Source organism: Rhizobium viscosum, assembly GCF_014873945.1.
Lineage (GTDB): Bacteria > Pseudomonadota > Alphaproteobacteria > Rhizobiales > Rhizobiaceae > Rhizobium > Rhizobium viscosum.
This window is the reverse complement of sequence record NZ_JADBEC010000001.1, coordinates 3429128-3447456: the sequence shown is the minus strand read 5'-3', so window position 1 is coordinate 3447456 and position 18329 is coordinate 3429128. Positions and strand designations below refer to the sequence as shown.

The following is an 18329-nucleotide window of genomic DNA, read 5'->3' as shown; positions in this document are numbered from 1 at the left end:
CCCATGGGAAACATGGCCCTGTTGCAGCGGCGCACCGATATCACCAGCTTTATTGGCAAACCGCAGGACTTCCCTCAGTCGAGCCCGCGACGTTTGGCATAGGCAGCGCGCGCTTCGTCCATTCGCGCCGAGTTTGCGACGACCCACTCGGCAAGCCCCCGAACCGGCCCCAGGAACTCCCGGCCGAGATCGGTCAGCGCATATTCGACCTGCGGCGGCGTGGTCGGCGTGACGGTTCGGGAAACGAAGCCGTTCTCCTCCAGCTCCCGCAATGTCGATGCCAACACCTTTTGGCTGATCTCGCCGACTTCGCGGCGCAAGGCGTTGAAACGCAGCGGTCCGTGACCCAGCACGCGCACCACCAGCAGGCTCCACTTGTCGCTGATGCGCGCCAGCATGCGGCTGATGTGATCGCAGGCCCGGACTTGCTGGCAGCCATCAACAACCTCACAAGGGGCGGTTTCCTCCTGGTTATCTGGTTTCAATAAAGTGCCTCCTTGTGCGGTTCCACGAACCATCCGTAATCTGGTTACCGTTAGAAACCAGCATACAGGAGGTTACTTTGAATTCTAAGCCCCGCATCGCCATTATTATCGGTTCCACCCGCCCCACCCGTTTCGCCGATACCCCGGCACAATGGATAATGAAGCAGGCGCAGGCACGTGATGACATGGACGTTGAGGTGATCGACCTGCGCGATCATCCACTCCCCTTCTTCGACGAAATGGCATCGAACCTGTGGATGCCGAGCCAGAATCCCGAAGCGGTTCGCTGGCAGCAAACTGTTGGACGCTTCGATGGCTATATCTTCGTGGTCGCCGAATATAACCACTCGATCACGGCAGCCCTCAAGAACGCGCTCGATCAGGCCTATAAGGAATGGAACCGCAAGCCGTTTACCGCCATCGGCTATGGCGGCACGGGCGCCACACGCGCCGTCGAACATCTGAGAGGCATCGGCGTGGAGCTGCAGATGGTTTCGACCCATGCTGCGGTCCATATCGGCGGTGGCGACTTCATGGCTGTCCATCCGCATTTCGGCAACAAGCCGATCTCGGAAATCGAGGCGAGCCTGCTTCCCACGGCAAAGACTGCCCTCGACGAACTGGTCTGGTGGGCCAAGGCAACGATGGCCGCCAAGGCAGCCGAAGCCTGAGCTTTGCCAAAAGAAAACCGCGCGGCGAGCATGGCTTGCCGCGCGGACGATATTACAGAAGCCGAAGTTAGAAATTCTGGAAGAGCTGACGAACCTTGTCGTAGGAGGCGTTGGCGATGTTCAGCGCTTGCAGGCCGAGCTGCTGCTGGGTCTGCAATGCCCGGAGCTTGCTCGATTCCGCCTCCATATCAGCATCGACGAGGCGGCCGATGCCCGAGGTGAGGTTGTCGGACAGGTTCTTGGCGAATTCGTCCTGCAAGCTGATGCGCTTTTCCAGGGCGCCGAAAGCCGAGCCGACGGCCGTCAGCTGTCCGAGTGCGGCATCGACGACGCTGATCATGTCGTTCAGGTCCTGTTTGCTGGTAGTGGCCGCCAGCCCGATTTCCACCTGGCCGGTCGTATTGCCGTTCTTGCTCTTCGTCAGCACCCAATTCTGCGCCGTGCCTAGTTCGCTTGCGAAGAAGGCGGAAGTCAGCACACCATATTCGCCGGTGCCGCCTGCCCGGTCGTCGATCACATAGCGTGCATCCTTGGAGGATGTCGCGCCGCTCGGCGGGATATCGATATGATAGCTCAGCATGCCGACCGATACCGTACCGTCCGAATTGCGGATGAAGGAGGCCGGGATCTGGCGCGGCTGTGTCGGCGTCGTGGTATTGTCGAGAATGATCCAGTTGTCGTTGTTGAAGCCTGCACCTTCGGAAACGCTGCGCAGCTGCGCCTTCAACTGCTCGAGCTCTTCACCGATCTTGGTCTTGTCGACGCCCTGCTCGGTTGCCGCCACAAGCTTTGCCTTGATCTCGGTGACGACGTCCACGACGCTGTCGACGCCCGCGGACGCAGTACCCATGGTGGCCGCCGCCATGCCGAGGGCATCCTGAATGGCGGAAAGAGCCTTGTTGTCGTGGCGCGCCGTCGTCGCAACCGACCAGTAGGCGGCATTATCTTTTGATTTTTCGACGCGCAGACCTGTCGTGACATGGTTCTGCGTCACCGTCATGTTCCGATTAATATCACGCAGCACATAAAGCGCCGCATCCACGGAGGTGCGCTGATAAATACTCACGGTACGAACTCCAAAACACAACAGTACGCAACAGAACAGGATGTACCGAATTCACGCGGACGTTCATGTCCGCCGTCGCTGGAAAATCAGCGCAATGGCCTTCGAAAAAACTGAGAAGACCGACCGGTTACTGATCGCGATCATTGCCGGTTATGCTTAAAAAACGGCTAAAGTTCAGAAGTAATTTATCTTATTTCACAAGGCTTCATACACCATAAAAACGCCTGCCGGAGAGATCCGGCAGGCGCTTCCGAAAGTATTGAAAAAGGCTTGCTCGCCCTCTTACTCGGCAGCCTGAAGCTGTTCTGGGTCCGGCTTCGGACGCGTCGCATGCGTCATTTCCTCGTGCAGGCGCGCTTCCTCATGGGCATGCGGCTTTGCGAAGCGCGCAATCAGGAGATAGGCGACCGGCGTGATGAACAGCGTCACCAGCGTTGCGAAGCCAAGACCGCCGACGATGACCCAGCCGAGCGCCACGCGCGCTTCCGCACCCGCGCCATGCGCGAAGACCAGGGGAACGCCCCCAAGAATGGTCGCGATCATCGTCATCATGACCGGGCGTAGGCGAAGCGCGCAGGCCTTCTCGATGGACGAGCGCACATCCTCGCCGCGGTCACGCAGCTGGTTGGCGAATTCCACGATCAGGATGCCGTTCTTCGCCATCACGCCGACAAGCAGCACGAGGCCGATCTGGCTGTAGATGTTGAGGCTGGAGCCGGTGATGATGAGCGCAAAGACGGCGCAGGCAAGGCCGAGCGGCACCGTCGACATGATGATCAGCGACGACAGCACGCTTTCGAACTGTGCCGCCAGCACCAGGAAGATGATAACGATCGCAAAGCCGAAGGTCAGCGCCATGCCGCTGGAATTTTCCTCAAGCGTCGCGGCTTCGGCAAGCGGCAGCAGGCGTGCGCCGGGCGGCAGGAGCGGCGTTGCAATCTCGGTAACGTTCTTCACAGCATCGCCGAGCGACATGCCGCCCTTCAGACCGGCGGTGATCGCCACGGAGGCAAGCTGCTGTTCGCGGTTGAGCTGTGGCGCAACCGAGCCTTCCTTTAGCGAGGCGATCACCGACATCGGCACGATCTTGCCATCGCCGGTCTTCAGGAAGACGTTTTCGAGATCGGTCGGATCGTCGATCGGCCGCATCGTAGAGGTCAGAAGCACCGGATAGGATTCGCCGTCGACGAAGACATCGACGACCGAGCGTCCCTCGAGCAGCGACTGGATGGCGGTCGAAAGCCCGGTGATGTCGATACCGAGATCGGAGGCCCGTTCGCGGTCGATTGCGACGGAAACCTGCGCCTGCGACGGTTCGTTGGTCAGGCGCGGCGTATCATACTGGCCGCTGGCATCGAGCTGCTGCACCAGCTTGGCGGCCGCCGCCGTCAGCGCCTCGTGATCATTGCCGATCAGCGCCATCTGCAACCCGCTGCCGGCGCCGCGGATGCGCAGGCTGTTCGAAGAGATGGCATTGCCGCGCAGCGCCGGCACCTTGAAAGCCGCCTGGTTGATATCGCGGACGATATCAGCCTGTGTGCGGTGGCGTTCGCCCCAGGGCGCCAGCGTCAGCACCATGAAGCCGCTGTTGGAGGAGCCGCCCTGGCCGGAGATTGAGAAGACGTTCCTGATGTCGCCGCTGTCGACGAGCGGCTGCAGATATTCCTCCACAAGCTGCAGCTTGTCGCGTGTATATTCGAGGCTGGAACCCTGCGGCGTCGTCAGCCGCATCATCACCATGGCGCGGTCTTCTTCCGGCGTCAGTTCGCTCTTGACCGTGCCGAAAGCGACAACGGCTGCACCGCCGAAGATAAGCGAGAAGACGATGACGACGACGGGCGCGTTCAGGCAGGCATGCAGCGCCCATTTGTAGAGGCCGGCGAAAGCCTCGCCGAAGCGGCCGAGCAATCCGTGATCCTCGATCATCGGCTTGGTCAGCATGCGCGAGGCGAGCATCGGGCATAGCGTCAGCGCCACGATCGACGACAGGCCGACCGAGAAGGCAAGCACGAAGCCGAATTCGCGGAACAGCCCACCCACCTGCCCCGGCAGGAAGGACAGCGGAATGAAGACGGCGGCAAGCGTCGCCGTCGTCGCGATGACGGCAAAGAATACCTCGCGCGTGCCGAGCACGGCAGCCGCGCGCGGCCCCATGCCCTCCGAGCGTCGGCGCACGATGTTTTCGAGCACGACGATGGCGTCATCGACCACGAGACCAGTCGCCAGCACGATCGCAAGCAGCGTCAGGATGTTGATGGAGAAACCGACCATATAAATCGCCGCCAGCGTGCCGATCAGCGCCACCGGCATTGAAACGGAGGGGATCAGCGTCGCGCGCCAGTCACGCAGGAAGAGATAGATGACGACGGTGACGATGACGGCCGAGAGCAGCAGCGCCAGCACCACTTCATGGATCGCACCCTCAATGAACACGGCGTCATCGCTGGTGATGGCGATCGTCGTGCCCTTCGGCAGCGTCTTCGAAAGCTGGTCGACGGCAGCGTGAATGCCGGTGGAAATATTGAGCGTGTTCGACTGTGCCTGACGGATGATGCCGAGACCGATGCCCGGCTTTCCGTTGGAACGCAGTGCCGTCTCGCCGTCGCGCGGCCCGAGCGTCACGGTCGCAACATCGCCGAGGCGCACATTGTGCTGCAGGATGACGTTCTGGAAGTCCTCGGGCGTTTGCAGGCTGGCGGTTGCGCGCACCACGATATCCTGCATCGGGCTCTTCAGCGAACCGGCCGGCACGTCGAGCGCGGCATTGTCGAGCGCCTTGGTGAGATCGCCTATGGTCAGCCCTCGGCTTGCAAGCGCGCCTTGATCGACGTCGACGCGGAAGACCTTTTCCTGATCGCCATATTCCTCGACATCGGCAACACCATCGACAGAGGCAAGGCGATCGACCACCTCGTTCTCGACGAGCAGCGTCAGGTCGTCCATGTTGAGCGTATCCGACGTCACCGCAAGGCGCATGATCGCCGAGGAATCCGAATCCGCCTTGACGATCTGCGGCGCATCCGCCTCATCGGGCAGGTTCTGGGCGATGCGGCCGATGGCGTCACGCACGTCATTGGCGGCAACCGCCAGATCGATGGAATCGGAAAATTCCAGCGTCACGCGGCTCTGGCCGAACTGGGAACTGGAAGAGATGGATTTGAGGCCGCTGACGCGCGCAACCGCGCCTTCGATGACCTTGGTCAATTCCTGGTCAATCGTCTGCGGCGAAGCACCGTCGAAAGTCGTGCGCACGGTCACGACCGGCCGGTCGACATCAGGCAGCTCGCGCACTTCGACGCCCACATAGGCCGCAAGGCCTGCCACCACCATCAGCGTGTTGAAGACCAGCGCCAGAATCGGCCGGCGCACGAAGAGCGCGGTGAACGTCGCCTTGCCGGATTCCGGCTTGCCGGGGTGGATCTCGGTCACGCTCATTGGGAGGCGACCTTCTCGTTGGAGGCGAGATCGGTCGCCGTGCGCACGGCGCCGTTCTCGCGCACGCGCTGCAGGCCCTGCGTGACGATCTGATCGCCATCCTTCAAGTCAGCCTTAACAAGCACATAATCCGGATTGCGCTGCACGACCGTGACACGCACCTTGTGCGACTTGTCGCCCGTTACCTGCCAGACGAAGGAGCCCTGAGCATCCCATTGCACGGAGAGCGGATTGACGGCGGGATATTTGTCGCCGGCAAACTTCATGCTGACCGAAAAGGACATGCCAGCGCGCAGCTCGTCCGAGCTGTTGTCGATCCGGCCCCGCAGGCGTAGCGTGCGGCTTGCCGCGTCGATGCGGTTGTCGACCGCTTCCAGAACTCCTGAAAAGACTTTGCCCGGCCGCGCCACAGACGTTGCCTCGACCACCTGGCCAACGGAAACCGTATTGGCGAAACGCTCCGGCACCCAGTAGTCGATGAGGATTTCAGTGCGATCGTCGAGCGTTACGATCGGCGTCGAGGTCGTGACGTTGTCGCCGATATTGACCGGTACGATGCCGACGATACCGTCGATGGGGGCTACAATATTGCGGCGTGCGAGATTGAGGTCGGCGGCCTGCAATTGCAGGCGTGCGTTCTGCTCGGCGATCTCGGAATCGAAGACATCCATGCGCGACACGCTGGACTTGATATTGTGATAGAGGCTGGATTTCTCGAGCGCGCTGTTCAGCGCCACCTGCGCCTGCCCCTGGGCAATGACCTGCTCCTCGCTGTCGAGCTTGGCGAGAACCTGCCCCTGCTTCACCATATCGCCTGATTTGATCAGGATCTCGCGGATCGTACCCGTCGCCTGCGGCGTGACCGCAACGGAGCGGATCGCATCACCCGTGCCGATCGCATTCAGCCGGTCGTTGACGACGCCCTGTACCACGGCCTGGGTGACGACGAGCGTGGCTGCATTGCGTCCGCCGCCACCGCCGCCATTGCGACGGCTCTGCCCCTGCCCTTGGTTTTGGTCACCCTGACCTAGTGCCTGCCCTGCACCGGCATCAGCCGTTTCGTCGGCCTTGGGCGAAATCATGGCAATGATATTGTCGGGAATTCCGGCATTCCGCATCGTCTGGCCGGCACTGGGCACAAAGTAAACCCACGCGGCAAAGCCGGCCATAATCACGACGATGCAAAGTACAAACTGCTTCCAAAAGGGCATTCACGTCTCCGGAGGGACTCGAGGTTGTCCAGGGTCTGTCGAAAGAGGCGCGCGAGACAAAAGGTCCCACCTGGTGCGACAATATCGCACCTTTCCCCGGCCGGCAGCAAGCACAACCACCCGTCATTACCGATTTGTAATATCAGCGAACTTTGAAAATAACCCGTGCGCTCACTTTTACTTGAACGACGCTGAAGCAATGCCGGCAAACTCCACAGCGTTTTCCTTTCGGCACCGCGCCATGCTTCAGATGCGCCTCTCCCTTCGCCGTGTTCCGGGCGAAACCCCGTGGAGTGCGGTGAAGATACGGGTCAAATGGCTCTGGTCGGCAAAACCGCAGGCAACCGCGATCTCGGCAATGGAGGCGGTGCCGAGCAGCATCTGCCACGCTTTCTCTGCCCGATATTCCAGCAGCCGGCGGTGCGGCGTGCGGCCGGCAGGCTGATCTTCCCGATCGAGCTGGCCCGCAATCGATCCCGCCGCATAGCGGAAGTCGAAAAGAAACGGCAGCTCCTTCGAGGCTGCCGTCCGCTGTCTTCGCATCGATTCCCCGAGATCAGGCGGCTTCCTGAAACGCCTGCTCCAGGGTAGCGACGTCGATTTTGACCATCTTCAGCATCGCTTCGGTCATCTTCTTGGCATTGCCCTTGCGCGTGCCACTCATCATCTCTGCAAGCGCCTTGGGTACGATCTGCCAGGAAAGACCCCAGCGATCCCTGAGCCAGCCGCAATGTTCGGCCGTTCCGCCATTGGCGAGGAAGCCATCCCAGATGCGGTCGAGCTCCGCCTGATTTTCGCACACGACCTGCACCGAGAAAGCGTGGTTGAACTGCTCGAACGGGCCGGCCTGCATGGCGATGAAATTCTGATCGCCGAGCGTGAACTCCACGATCTCGACGCTGCCGGGAGGCCCGCTCGGAGTTTCCGAAGGCACTGTCGTGATATCGCCGATCGAAGAATCGGGAACAAGCGAGACATAGAATTCGACCGCTTCGCGAGCCCGTTCGGCAAACCAGAGAAAGGAAATGACCTTGACCATGAACTGTCCTCCTTAAGCTGTTGGTCACTATGGCTCTAGGACGCAGGAGCCTGGCCTCTCCCGACAGGGCGGCGCAATTTTTTCACGAAAAACGATTTTGACTGTCTCCGGGGCCTTCCGCAAAGCTCCGCAGCCAAGAGCAATTTTCCACCAAAGAGGGTCAGAACCGACAATCGGATTTGCCGTTTGCCAAGGAGGTTCGCCGTCAATTCGCAGCCTCGCCCTTGCGGTGACGCGATGCCGACTGACGCCAGTCAGCCTCTTTGGCGACAGCCCGGCAGCCCGTTTCAAGGCCCACGACCAGGGGGCCGCTGAATGTCCAGATATCTCGAAGTCCTGACACCGCAGAACAGCCGGTTGAAAACGACGTCCCACCGGGCATGCCCGACTGGTTGCCGGTGCGCAGCTTCTGGGGATACGCCGTCTGGGGAGGACCCGAAGGAGCGGGCAAGAATGCCTCGGCCTCGTCGACGGCTTTCTGTTCGTCGCCTGGTTCGATCTCAGGGAAAAAGCATAGGCAACCTACACCAAAGGATCGCTTACACGACCATTCGAAACATGTTTCCTGATCGCGTCACGCACCACAGTGCAGAAAATTGCGCCAGCAGGCGAATATATCCCAATCCCAAGCATAGGACAGAGACGATGCCGACGATCACCACCAAGGATGGAACGACGATCTATTATCAGGATTGGGGCAACGGCCAGCCGATCCTCTTCTCCCATGGCTGGCCGCTCTCGGGCGATGCCTGGGAAGTACAGATGCTCTATTTCGCCCAGCAGGGCTACCGCGTCATCGCCCATGACCGCCGCGGCCATGGTCGCTCCTCCCAGCCGTGGAACGGCAACAATATGGACCAGTACGCCGATGACCTCGCCGAACTCATCGAGAAGCTCGATCTGAAGAACCTCGTCATGATCGGCCATTCTACCGGCGGTGGCGAAGTCGCCCATTATATCGGCCGTCACGGCACCAGCCGCGTAGCCAAGGTCGTGCTCGTCGGGGCCGTGCCGCCGCTGATGCTGAAGACATCAGATAATCCCGAGGGCACGCCGATCGAAGTCTTCGACGGTATCCGCAAGGGCACAGCCGGTGACCGCTCGCAGTTTTACCGCGATCTGACCATGCCCTTCTACGGCTTCAATCGCGATGGCGCCAAGGTCAACGAAGGCCTGCGCGAAACCTTCTGGCTGATGGGCATGGCCGGCGGCATCAAGGGCCATTACGATTGCATCCATGAATTCTCCGAGGTCGATTACAGCGACGACCTCAAGAAAATCGATGTGCCGGCGCTCCTCATCCACGGTGACGACGATCAGATCGTGCCGATCAAAGCGGCTGCCGAAAAAGGCATCAAGCTCCTGAAGAACGGTACGCTGAAGGTCTATGTGGGCGCCCCGCACGGCCTTGCCCAGACCGAAGCCGACAAGTTCAACGCCGACGTTCTCGCCTTCATCAAGGCCTAGGGTCGAAACCCAATCAAACTATTGATAAAATGATCTGTGTATGATTCACTTCGGTAATAACAGGAGTTTGGATCATGGCAGGAGAATTCTGGCTTGATGACCGACAGTGGGCGGTGATCGCTCCTCTGCTTCCGACGAACCAACCCGGCGCTCATCGAACTGATGACCGCCGGGTGATCAGCGGGATCATCCACGTGCTGCGATCCGGCTGCCGGTGGCAGGATTGTCCAGCTTGCTACGGGCCTTCGACAACCATCTACAATCGCTTCCATCGCTGGTCTGCCAAAGGAATATGGCGGCGGCTGTTTGAAGCCCTGGTGCAAACGACCGATCAGGACATTCACATGATCGACAGCACCACCGCAAAAGCGCACCGATCAGCAGCCGGCGGAAAAGGGGGGCGGATGCCGAAGCAATCGGTCGCTCGCGAGGCGGCAGATCGACAAAAATCCATGCTGTTGTCGATGGTTGCGGCCGTCCAATCGCGCTGCGAATAACGCCTGGACAGCGCGGCGACGCCCCCGTTGCCATTCCACTGATCGACCCCTTGCCGCCAAGCCGCATCTGCGCTGCCGATACCGCTTACGACAGCAACGCGTTGCGCGATTTCCTCACTGCACGCGGCACCGAGCCTGTCATTCCCAACAATCCAACCCGAAAGCAGATCAAACCGTTCGACCCCATCGCTTACCGCCGCAGAAATATCATCGAACGTGCTTTCTGCCGCCTCAAGGACTGGAGGCGTGTCGCAACACGATATGACAAGCTCATGCTCAACTTCGCCGCAACTTGCTACATCGCCGCCATCATCATTTGGTGGACTTGATTGAGTCTGGACCCTAATCCATGAGAGCGCCCGGCCGGGCCGAAGGAGATCATGCAATGCTTCGTCTATCGTTAGCCCTTGTTGCCCTTCTCGGCCTGGCCGGTACTCCGGCCTATGCCGCCTCGCCGCAATTCGGCGTCGGCGCGCAATATGACACGACCCACGTCTACGTCGCCCCCGGTGACGTGGACGCCTTTGCCAAGAGCTTCCTCGCCACCTTCGGTGGCACCAGCAGCAGGCAGGTGACGGCAACGGTAACGCCGACGGCGAGCAGCACCACGTCACAGCTCCTCCAGACGCCTGTCGGCACCGTCTCGCTCTTCGGCTTCAAGACGCCGATCCCCTATCCCTTCGGTGCAGAGCGCACCGGCTACCTCGTTACCGATCTCGACAAGGCCATCGCCGCTGCCAAGGCCGCCGGCGCTGATATCATCGTCTCGCCCTTTCCCGACCCGATCGGCCGCGACGCCGTCATCCAGTGGCCTGGTGGCATCAACATGCAGCTTTACTGGCACACGACCGCGCCAAATTATCCGGCCTTCACGACCGTCCCGGAAAACCGGGTCTACGTGTCGGCTGATCGGGGCGCGGCTTTCACCCACGCCTTCCTTGCCTTCTCGCACGGCAAGGTCGTTTCTGATGAAGAGAAGGCGCCGGGTATCGAGATTGGCCTTCCGGATCAGACCTTTCACCGCTTGCGCATCGAATCCGTCTTCGGCCGCATGACCGTGCTCGTCACCGACGGCCATCTGCCCTTCCCCTACGGCCGCGAGGTGACCGGCTATGAGACGGCCGATCTTGACGTGACGCTCCAGAAAGCCAGGAAGAGCGGTGCTGAAATCCTCGTTGAGCCCTATCAGTCCGGCGAGCGCCGCGCAGCCATGGTGGAATTTCCGGGCGGCTATATTGCCGAAATCCACGCCGTTGCGGCACACTGACAACGAATACACACAGGGGAAAGACCGATGCGCCCAGCTTTGCCCGTGCTTCTGAGCCTCACCGGTGGTTATGTCGATACATCAGGCTTCCTGGCACTTGGCGGTCTCTTTCCCGCCCATGTCACCGGCAACTTCGTCACCCTTGGTGCAGCGCTGACCCACGGCACGTCGGGCATCATCGCCAAGCTTCTGGCGCTGCCCGTCTTCTGTCTGACGATCCTCCTGCTGCGCTACCTCACCTACAAGGTACCGGCCGGTGACGAAAGGGGGTTGCGCACCCTGCTCGTCATCAAGCTATTGTTCCTGACCGCCGGCGGCGTCTGCGCCATCTGGCTTTCGCCCTTCACCAACTCGGATGGCCTGCCGCTGATTGCAACCGGCATGCTGCTCGTCATCGCCATGGCGATCCAGAACGCCGCTCACCGCATCCATCTCGGCGCATCGCCGCCGAGCACGCTGATGACCGGCACGACGACGCAGATCATGATCGATCTCGGCGATATCGCCCATGGCGGTCTCGGCGATCAGGCGAAAACGGTGAAAGGCCGCCTGTCGCGCATGGCCATTGCTGTGGCCGCCTTCGCGCTCGGCTGCGGCCTGGCCGCCCTGCTCTTTGCCACCGTCGGCATCTGGTGCCTGGCGCTACCGTCGCTCTTCGCGCTGGTGTCGGTCTGCCTGGCCTTTGCCGGGCCGAAGGCTGCCTGAGAACAGCCCTTAGCCGCTGATGCCGCTGCCTCAGCCTCGGCAATGCGCTGTCGCAGCGTCGCCTTGCGCGCCCGAATCTCAAGCGAAATGAGTTCGGAAACCGATCCATTGCGGCGTAGCAAGGCGATCGTGCTCAACACAGGAGACACGATGGCGGCGACCACGGTTCCGAGGCCTTCACCACTGTCCGGCAAACCATTCCCCGCGATCAGCGCAACAACGGCGATCAGCAGGATCAGATTGGCAAGAATGGCGATGATGTGCATATGGCTCTCCCGATGGCTGGCGCGAGACCATAGTTGAGGTCCAGGAGGACCACAACTCCTGCGCAGGCTTCCCGACCGGGCAACCAAACCTGCTGAGGATAGCGCAGCCGCTGGGAATGAAAGCAGAACATCTTTTCTGGTCTTTCCTTCCCGAATCACTACATTACGCGCCATGAGCAATAGTTTCGACGATATGCCCTTCTTCGACGAGGAACCGGGCGATGCGCCGCGCAAGCCGCAAGCACCTGCAGCCCCTGCCCCAAGGGCGCCAGCTGCCGGCGGCGGCATTGCCGCCCGCGCCATGGCAGCCCGCGACGGCGGCCGCCCCGATTACCTCACGGGCCTGAACCCGGAACAGCGCGAAGCGGTCGAGACGCTCGAAGGCCCGGTCCTCGTACTTGCCGGCGCCGGCACCGGCAAGACGCGCGTGCTCACCACCCGCATCGCCCATATCCTCTCGACCGGTCGCGCCTTCCCCTCGCAGATCCTCGCGGTGACCTTCACCAACAAGGCCGCCCGCGAGATGAAGGAGCGCATCGCGCTTCTAGTCGGTGGCGCCGTCGAAGGCATGCCCTGGCTCGGCACCTTCCACTCGATCGGTGTGAAACTGTTGCGCCGCCATGCCGAACTCGTCGGCCTGCGCTCCGATTTCACCATCCTCGACACCGATGATGTGGTCCGCCTCATCAAGCAGCTGATCCAGGCCGAAGGCCTCGATGACAAGCGCTGGCCGGCCAAGCAGTTCGCCGGCATGATCGATACCTGGAAGAACAAAGGCCTCGGCCCCGCCGATATTCCTGAAGGAGACGCGCGCGCTTTTGCCAATGGCCGCGGCCGCGATCTCTATTTCGCCTATCAGAACCGCCTGTCGACGCTGAACGCCTGCGATTTCGGCGACCTGCTGATGCATCCGATCGCGATCTTCCGCAAGCAGCCTGACCTGCTCAAGGAATATCACCAGAGGTTCCGCTACATTCTCGTCGACGAGTATCAGGACACCAACACCGCCCAATATATGTGGCTGCGGCTCCTCGCCCAGCGGCCCAAGGGCGAGCCGCAGAATGTCTGCTGCGTCGGCGATGACGACCAGTCAATCTATGGCTGGCGCGGCGCGGAGGTGGATAATATCCTGCGCTTCGAAAAGGATTTTCCGGGCGCCAAGGTCATCAAGCTGGAGCGCAACTACCGCTCGACGGCCCATATCCTCGGTGCCGCCGCCCATCTCATCACCCATAATGAAGGCCGTCTCGGCAAGACGCTCTTCACCGATCGCTCCGATCCTGACGACGTCAAGGTGCAGGTCCACGCTTCCTGGGATTCCGAGGAAGAGGCGCGTGCCATCGGCGAGGAAATCGAGCGCCTGCAGCGCGGCGATGCCGATGGCAAGAAACACCTGCTCAATGACATGGCGATCCTGGTGCGCGCCTCCTTCCAGATGCGTGAATTCGAAGATCGCTTCGTCACCCTCGGCCTGAATTACCGCGTCATCGGCGGCCCGCGCTTCTACGAACGCCTCGAAATCCGCGATGCCATGGCCTATTTCCGCCTCGTCGCCCAGCCGGCCGACGACCTCGCCTTCGAGCGCATCATCAACACGCCAAAGCGCGGCCTTGGCGACACCACGGTACGCGCGCTCCACGACTACGCCCGCGCCCGCGACATCCCGATGCTGGCCGCCGCCGCCGACATGATCGAGACGGACGAACTGAAGCCGAAGGCGCGCAAGGCCCTTTTCGACGTGATTCAATCTTTCCGCCGCTGGCAGGAACTGCTTGAAAACACACCACATACCGAGCTTGCTGAGCAGATACTCGAAGAGTCCGGCTATACTGATATGTGGAAGAACGACAAGAGCGCCGAAGCGCCGGGTCGCCTTGAAAACCTCAAGGAACTCATCCGCTCCATGGACAGCTTCGAATCCATGCGCGGCTTCCTCGAACACGTCTCCCTCGTCATGGATGCCGAGACCAACGAAAATCTCGACGCCGTCTCCATCATGACGCTGCATTCGGCCAAGGGCTTGGAATTCGACACCGTCTTCTTGCCCGGCTGGGAGGAAGGCCTCTTCCCGCATCAGCGTTCCCTTGACGAATCCGGCCGCGCCGGCCTCGAGGAAGAGCGCCGCCTCGCCTATGTCGGCATCACCCGCGCCAAGCACCGCTGCCACATCTGGTTCGTCTCCAACCGCCGCATCCACGGCCTCTGGCAATCGACCATCCCCTCGCGTTTCCTGGACGAACTGCCGGAAACCCATGTGGAAGTGGCCGAAATGGAGCAGAATTACGGCGGCTATGGCCGCGGCGGCGGTTACGGCCAGTCGCGATTCGACAAGGCCGATCCCTTCGCCAATTCCTATTCGACGCCGGGCTGGAAACGCGCCCAGGCCAACAAGACCGACGCCACCCGCGACAACTGGGGCACCCGCTCCGGCCATGCCGTGGAACGCATCGGTTACGGCGAAAGCGGCCCGCGCGGCCGCACCATCGAGGGCGAACTGGTGGCGAAATCCACAGCCACCGAACCCTCACGCTTCGCCCTCGGCGACCGCGTCTTCCACATCAAATTCGGCAACGGCTCCATATCCGGCATCGAAGGCAACAAGCTGACGATCGATTTCGATCGCGCCGGCCAGAAGCGGGTGCTCGACGGATTTGTGGAGCGGGTCTGACCGCTCCCCTTTTGGCGTGTGGTCGGGAATCACACGTGCAGCCGAACGCGCTTCTCCAGATGACAAAACGTCGCTTTGACCCGACTCGCGAACAGGCTTAGCCCGGTCATTGCCCGCCCATGAAAGGCAGGCTTCACAAGACCTTCAAAGGAGGTTCAAGTGACCAGTGTTTCAGCTCTGGGCAGCACGCTGACCCAGTACCAAGCCCCTCTCAATCCTCTCGACAAGAACGGTGACGGCGTCGTCTCTGCGGACGAGCTTGCCGCCGCTTCAAAGTCCTCATCCACCAACGCCTCGTCCGCCGGTGATGACGATTCGTCCGGCTCCGATGTCGTTCAGAAGATCGCAGCCGATATTCTGGCGCTCATGCTCTCGCTCCAGAAGACGGACGACGACAGCAAGGCCGGCACCGATGACAACAGTGATGACTCCAAGGGTGCGCTCGCTGCCCTGGATGCGAATGGCGACGGCAAGTTGACCACATCAGAACTGCTTTCCGCCGACCCGCAGAAAATTGCCGCCGCCGGCGGTGACGATCAGGACGGCGGCCTGATGGCCAAAGTCCTGACAGACATGCAGACCGCGCTTCGCGCATACCAGACGACCTACGGCAACTCGCCCGTTGCAAACGGCGACAGCGATCAGACGGCCTGATGCAATGAGGCTCCGCCGGGGGAGCCTCGCTGATTGGGCAAACGCTTCACGCAGCAGCAGTCTTCTCCTTCGCCGCCGCTTGTGCTGGCCTGATTTATCGGCGAGGCTGCCGAAATGGCTGATCATTCGACAATTGACGTGAAAATACTGCGCCGGATTGGCTGGGATCACTGGGATCCGATCGGCGTCAGGCAAGTGGATGATCAGGCATGGCGAACGACCGCCGCCAACGAATATGATTCCTATCTTCTACACGCCGCCAACATGCTCCTTCACGGCTCGATGCCCGCGGCAGTCGCTACTTACCTTGAAGAGATCGTCGTCATCAAAATGGGGCTCGGACCTGTTAATGATGCCATTCAAGGTGCTGCGCTGCAAACCGTCAATGCGATTGCGGCCTACCTTCAATCCAGGTCCACGAAGGCACACACGACATCCGATGACGTCTATACCGACACTTCAAACCGAGCGCCTGATCCTGCGGCCTCCCGTAATGGAAGACTGGCCGGATTATCACGCACTGATGATCTCTGATCGCGCCCTCTATATGGGCGGCCCGCATTCGACCAAGGCTGCCTGGGGCATGTTCTGCCATGACGTCGCGCTGTGGGCGCTAATGGGCCATGGCGCCCTGATGATGGAGGACCGCGCCACGGGGCAATGCTTCGGCCAGGTCGGCATCAATCACGGTCCGCTGTTTCCCGAGAAGGAACTGGGCTGGCTCGTCTATCCGCAGGCCGAGGGCAAAGGTTATGCCTATGAGGCAGCCGTCGCCCTGCGCGACTGGGCCTTTACGGTGCGTGGGCTGAAGACGCTGGTGAGCTATATCGCTCCTCCCAATATGCGGTCGATCCGTCTTGCCGAACGGCTGGGCGCCGTACCGGATGCAACGGCCCCGCGCCAGGAGGGTGATATGGACGACCTAGTCTTCAGGCATCCGGCTCCTTAGCGCATGCATAAATCCTAATATAAAACGCGAAATACTTGCTGCTTTCGCGTATTACGCGAGCAGCAGCAGAAAAATACGTTGATGCAGCCATTTGCCACTCTTGATACGAGAAATAGCACTTGCGCCTTGCCCCCCGGAAATCCACTAGTTGATTGTGCTGGCACCGGTCGGCATTTTTCGGGGCGGTATGCGTAAGGGATAGCTTAATGAAGGCGTTGCTGCTGGTCGATATTCAGAATGGCTTCTGTCCCGGAGGCAACCTGCCGGTTCTGGATGGCCATGAAGTCGTTCCCGTCGCCAACAGCCTCATCGACAGTGGCAAATACGATCTCATAGTCGCCTCACAGGACTGGCACCCCGCTGATCACGGCAGCTTCGCCTCCTCCCATCCCGGCAAGAACCCTTTCGAGATAGGCGAGCTCTCCGGCAAGCCGCAGATGCTGTGGCCGGACCACTGCGTACAGTATACGCGTGACGCCGAACTGCACCCCGAGCTCCATTCGGCCCAGATCGACCTCATCCAGCAGAAGGGCGAAAACAGGAACGTCGACAGCTATTCCGCCTTCCGCGACAACGATCAGCATGCCCTGACCGGCCTTGCAGATTTCCTGGTGGAACAGGGCGTCACCGAACTTGATGTCTGCGGGCTTGCGACCGACTATTGTGTAAAATTCTCCGCGCTCGATGCGCTGGAACTGATCCCCGGCGTCAAGGTTCGCTTTATCGAAGACGCGAGCCGCGGCATCACGCCCGAAGGTGTCGCTGCGGCCATCGACGAGATGCGCGCAAACGGCATAGACATCGTCAACAGCACCGATATTCTGGCCGCCTGATCAGCTGTTCCTCTCGCCTTCGCGCTCCAGGAGATAGATCTCTTCTCCGAAATCCTCCATCTTCTTGAGGAAGGCGGCATGGGCATCGCGAAGCCCTCTATTGTAGAAATAGGGTCCGATCTTCTCAGCGAAGAAGTCGAGCAGGAACTCTGCTGGCAGCACGCCGATCGGGTCGAGCTCGCGGTCAAAATATTGCCGGATGTGCGAAACGATTTCCGCTTTTTCTTCCTTCGTAAATTCAATCTTTTTCATTGTTTCCTCGCCTCGCCGGTGGCGCAAACCGGTAACGCTTCAGCAAAATCGATTGGTGAATCAAGGAAATTCAATTGCCGTAGCATGTGAGACACCATAGAGGGAAATTTCAATTCCAACAGGACCAATCCCATGAAACGCGCCGACTTTGTAGAAGGTTTGCGGGGCGGATTCGCCGTGGCGCTCGCTTCTGCTCCCTTCGGAGCGCTGTTTGGCGCCCTTGCCGCCGAGCAGGGCATGTCGCTCTCCGAACTCACCTTCATGAGCGCCACCGTTTATGCGGGCGCCAGCCAGATGGTCGGCATCGAGCTCTTCGGCCATAATGTTCAGGCCTGGGTGATCGTGCTGTCGATCCTCGCCGTCAACTTCCGCCACGTGCTCTATTCGGCAGCGATTGCCCGCTACATCAGGCATTTCACTCCGCTGCAGAAGTTCTTCACCTTCTTCCTGCTGGTCGATCCGCAATTTGCCGAAACCGTCAAGCGTGGCGAAGCAGGGCAGCCCGTCACCTTCACCTGGTATCTCGGCTTCGGCATCATCATCTATATCCCCTGGGTCCTCATCAGCCTCATCGGCGGCATGCTCGGCTCCTTCATCGGCAATCCGCAGACGATCGGCCTCGATATCCTGCTGCCGGCCTATTTCCTCGCCATTGTCCTCGGCTTCCGCAAGCGCGAGAATTTCCTGCCCGTGGCGCTGACGAGCGCCGTCGCCTCGGTCATTGCCTATCATTTTGTGGGTTCCCCCTGGCATGTGAGCCTGGGTGCTGCGGCCGGCATCATCCTTGCTGCGCTGATGCCCCTGCCCGCCGAAGAGCCGGATCTCGAAGCCGACGCCCTCAACACCGAAAACCACGAGGTCTGA

Annotated in this window: 17 protein-coding genes and 1 pseudogene; 11 read left to right on the top strand and 7 right to left on the bottom strand. The window is 60.7% G+C overall.

The genetic code is table 11. The features are described from left to right. Positions 1 to 74: 74 nt before the first annotated feature. Positions 75 to 485, bottom strand: coding sequence for a winged helix-turn-helix transcriptional regulator (locus H4W29_RS16890; protein ID WP_192729930.1), 411 nt, complete (start codon positions 483 to 485; stop codon positions 75 to 77). A 77-nt stretch (positions 486 to 562) separates the two neighbouring features. On the opposite strand from H4W29_RS16890, the gene H4W29_RS16885 reads away from it, so the two are divergent. Beyond that, positions 563 to 1156, top strand: a complete 594-nt coding sequence (locus H4W29_RS16885) for an NADPH-dependent FMN reductase (RefSeq protein ID WP_192729929.1) — start codon at positions 563 to 565, stop codon at positions 1154 to 1156. Between the two features lie 67 nt (positions 1157 to 1223). On the opposite strand, the gene H4W29_RS16880 is transcribed toward H4W29_RS16885, so the two are convergent. From H4W29_RS16880 to H4W29_RS16860, 5 genes are all read right to left on the bottom strand, one after another. Next, complete coding sequence (locus tag H4W29_RS16880) at positions 1224 to 2222, bottom strand: flagellin N-terminal helical domain-containing protein (protein WP_192729928.1); 999 nt, start codon at positions 2220 to 2222, stop codon at positions 1224 to 1226. Positions 2223 to 2504: 282 nt separating this feature from the next. After that, a complete protein-coding gene (locus H4W29_RS16875) occupies positions 2505 to 5657 on the bottom strand; it encodes an efflux RND transporter permease subunit (RefSeq protein ID WP_192729927.1) in 3153 nt (1050 codons plus the stop codon). Continuing rightward, positions 5654 to 6868, bottom strand: coding sequence for an efflux RND transporter periplasmic adaptor subunit (locus H4W29_RS16870; RefSeq protein WP_192729926.1), 1215 nt, complete (start codon positions 6866 to 6868; stop codon positions 5654 to 5656). Before H4W29_RS16870 ends, H4W29_RS16875 begins: the two co-directional genes overlap by 4 nt. A gap of 246 nt (positions 6869 to 7114) precedes the next feature. Beyond that, on the bottom strand, positions 7115 to 7411 hold the full coding sequence (locus tag H4W29_RS34365) for a helix-turn-helix domain-containing protein (protein WP_246517205.1): 297 nt from the start codon (positions 7409 to 7411) through the stop codon (positions 7115 to 7117). A 13-nt stretch (positions 7412 to 7424) separates the two neighbouring features. After that, positions 7425 to 7907 (bottom strand): VOC family protein, encoded by a 483-nt coding sequence (locus H4W29_RS16860; protein WP_192729925.1) that lies wholly within the window; start codon positions 7905 to 7907, stop codon positions 7425 to 7427. A 645-nt stretch (positions 7908 to 8552) separates the two neighbouring features. Between H4W29_RS16860 and H4W29_RS16855 the strand changes: the two genes are divergently transcribed. The 9 genes and pseudogenes from H4W29_RS16855 (at position 8553) to pncA (ending at position 17213) form a co-directional block, all read left to right on the top strand. Then, positions 8553 to 9374: an alpha/beta fold hydrolase gene (locus H4W29_RS16855; RefSeq protein ID WP_192729924.1), complete on the top strand. Its 822-nt coding sequence runs from the start codon at positions 8553 to 8555 to the stop codon at positions 9372 to 9374. 74 nt (positions 9375 to 9448) lie between these two features. Continuing rightward, a pseudogene (locus H4W29_RS34780) lies at positions 9449 to 10200 on the top strand (IS5 family transposase). A 56-nt stretch (positions 10201 to 10256) separates the two neighbouring features. Next, the gene (locus H4W29_RS16845) at positions 10257 to 11138 is read left to right on the top strand and encodes a glyoxalase (protein ID WP_192729922.1); all 882 of its coding nucleotides are present in this window, start codon (positions 10257 to 10259) and stop codon (positions 11136 to 11138) included. A gap of 27 nt (positions 11139 to 11165) precedes the next feature. Further along, positions 11166 to 11843 carry a YoaK family protein gene (locus H4W29_RS16840; protein WP_192729921.1) on the top strand — a complete coding sequence of 226 codons (678 nt, stop codon included), beginning with the start codon at positions 11166 to 11168 and terminating at the stop codon, positions 11841 to 11843. A 438-nt stretch (positions 11844 to 12281) separates the two neighbouring features. After that, positions 12282 to 14777, top strand: a complete 2496-nt coding sequence (locus H4W29_RS16835) for an ATP-dependent helicase (protein WP_192729920.1) — start codon at positions 12282 to 12284, stop codon at positions 14775 to 14777. Positions 14778 to 14936: 159 nt separating this feature from the next. After that, a complete protein-coding gene (locus tag H4W29_RS16830) occupies positions 14937 to 15431 on the top strand; it encodes an EF-hand domain-containing protein (protein ID WP_192729919.1) in 495 nt (164 codons plus the stop codon). Between the two features lie 114 nt (positions 15432 to 15545). Next, positions 15546 to 15965: a hypothetical protein gene (locus tag H4W29_RS16825; protein WP_246517202.1), complete on the top strand. Its 420-nt coding sequence runs from the start codon at positions 15546 to 15548 to the stop codon at positions 15963 to 15965. Further along, positions 15871 to 16380 carry a GNAT family N-acetyltransferase gene (locus H4W29_RS16820; RefSeq protein ID WP_192729918.1) on the top strand — a complete coding sequence of 170 codons (510 nt, stop codon included), beginning with the start codon at positions 15871 to 15873 and terminating at the stop codon, positions 16378 to 16380. Before H4W29_RS16825 ends, H4W29_RS16820 begins: the two co-directional genes overlap by 95 nt. Positions 16381 to 16586: 206 nt before the next feature. After that, complete coding sequence (pncA, locus tag H4W29_RS16815; protein ID WP_192729917.1) at positions 16587 to 17213, top strand: bifunctional nicotinamidase/pyrazinamidase; 627 nt, start codon at positions 16587 to 16589, stop codon at positions 17211 to 17213. Here the strand turns inward: pncA and H4W29_RS16810 are convergent, their stop codons facing one another. Next, positions 17214 to 17465 (bottom strand): DUF2164 domain-containing protein, encoded by a 252-nt coding sequence (locus H4W29_RS16810; RefSeq protein ID WP_192729916.1) that lies wholly within the window; start codon positions 17463 to 17465, stop codon positions 17214 to 17216. A 132-nt stretch (positions 17466 to 17597) separates the two neighbouring features. On the opposite strand from H4W29_RS16810, the gene H4W29_RS16805 reads away from it, so the two are divergent. Further along, on the top strand, positions 17598 to 18329 hold the full coding sequence (locus H4W29_RS16805) for an AzlC family ABC transporter permease (protein WP_192729915.1): 732 nt from the start codon (positions 17598 to 17600) through the stop codon (positions 18327 to 18329).

What these genes read in the sequence shown, in the direction of transcription:
- H4W29_RS16875 (WP_192729927.1), bottom strand. Translation starts at nt 5,657, where the DNA reads ATGAGCGTGACCGAGATCCACCCCGGCAAGCCGGAATCCGGCAAGGCG.
- H4W29_RS16870 (WP_192729926.1), bottom strand. Translation starts at nt 6,868, where the DNA reads ATGCCCTTTTGGAAGCAGTTTGTACTTTGCATCGTCGTGATTATGGCC.
- H4W29_RS34365 (WP_246517205.1), bottom strand. Translation starts at nt 7,411, where the DNA reads ATGCGAAGACAGCGGACGGCAGCCTCGAAGGAGCTGCCGTTTCTTTTC.
- H4W29_RS16860 (WP_192729925.1), bottom strand. Translation starts at nt 7,907, where the DNA reads ATGGTCAAGGTCATTTCCTTTCTCTGGTTTGCCGAACGGGCTCGCGAA.
- H4W29_RS16855 (WP_192729924.1), top strand. Translation starts at nt 8,553, where the DNA reads ATGCCGACGATCACCACCAAGGATGGAACGACGATCTATTATCAGGAT.
- H4W29_RS16845 (WP_192729922.1), top strand. Translation starts at nt 10,257, where the DNA reads ATGCTTCGTCTATCGTTAGCCCTTGTTGCCCTTCTCGGCCTGGCCGGT.
- H4W29_RS16840 (WP_192729921.1), top strand. Translation starts at nt 11,166, where the DNA reads ATGCGCCCAGCTTTGCCCGTGCTTCTGAGCCTCACCGGTGGTTATGTC.
- H4W29_RS16835 (WP_192729920.1), top strand. Translation starts at nt 12,282, where the DNA reads ATGAGCAATAGTTTCGACGATATGCCCTTCTTCGACGAGGAACCGGGC.
- H4W29_RS16825 (WP_246517202.1), top strand. Translation starts at nt 15,546, where the DNA reads ATGGCTGATCATTCGACAATTGACGTGAAAATACTGCGCCGGATTGGC.
- H4W29_RS16820 (WP_192729918.1), top strand. Translation starts at nt 15,871, where the DNA reads ATGACGTCTATACCGACACTTCAAACCGAGCGCCTGATCCTGCGGCCT.
- pncA (WP_192729917.1), top strand. Translation starts at nt 16,587, where the DNA reads ATGAAGGCGTTGCTGCTGGTCGATATTCAGAATGGCTTCTGTCCCGGA.
- H4W29_RS16810 (WP_192729916.1), bottom strand. Translation starts at nt 17,465, where the DNA reads ATGAAAAAGATTGAATTTACGAAGGAAGAAAAAGCGGAAATCGTTTCG.
- H4W29_RS16805 (WP_192729915.1), top strand. Translation starts at nt 17,598, where the DNA reads ATGAAACGCGCCGACTTTGTAGAAGGTTTGCGGGGCGGATTCGCCGTG.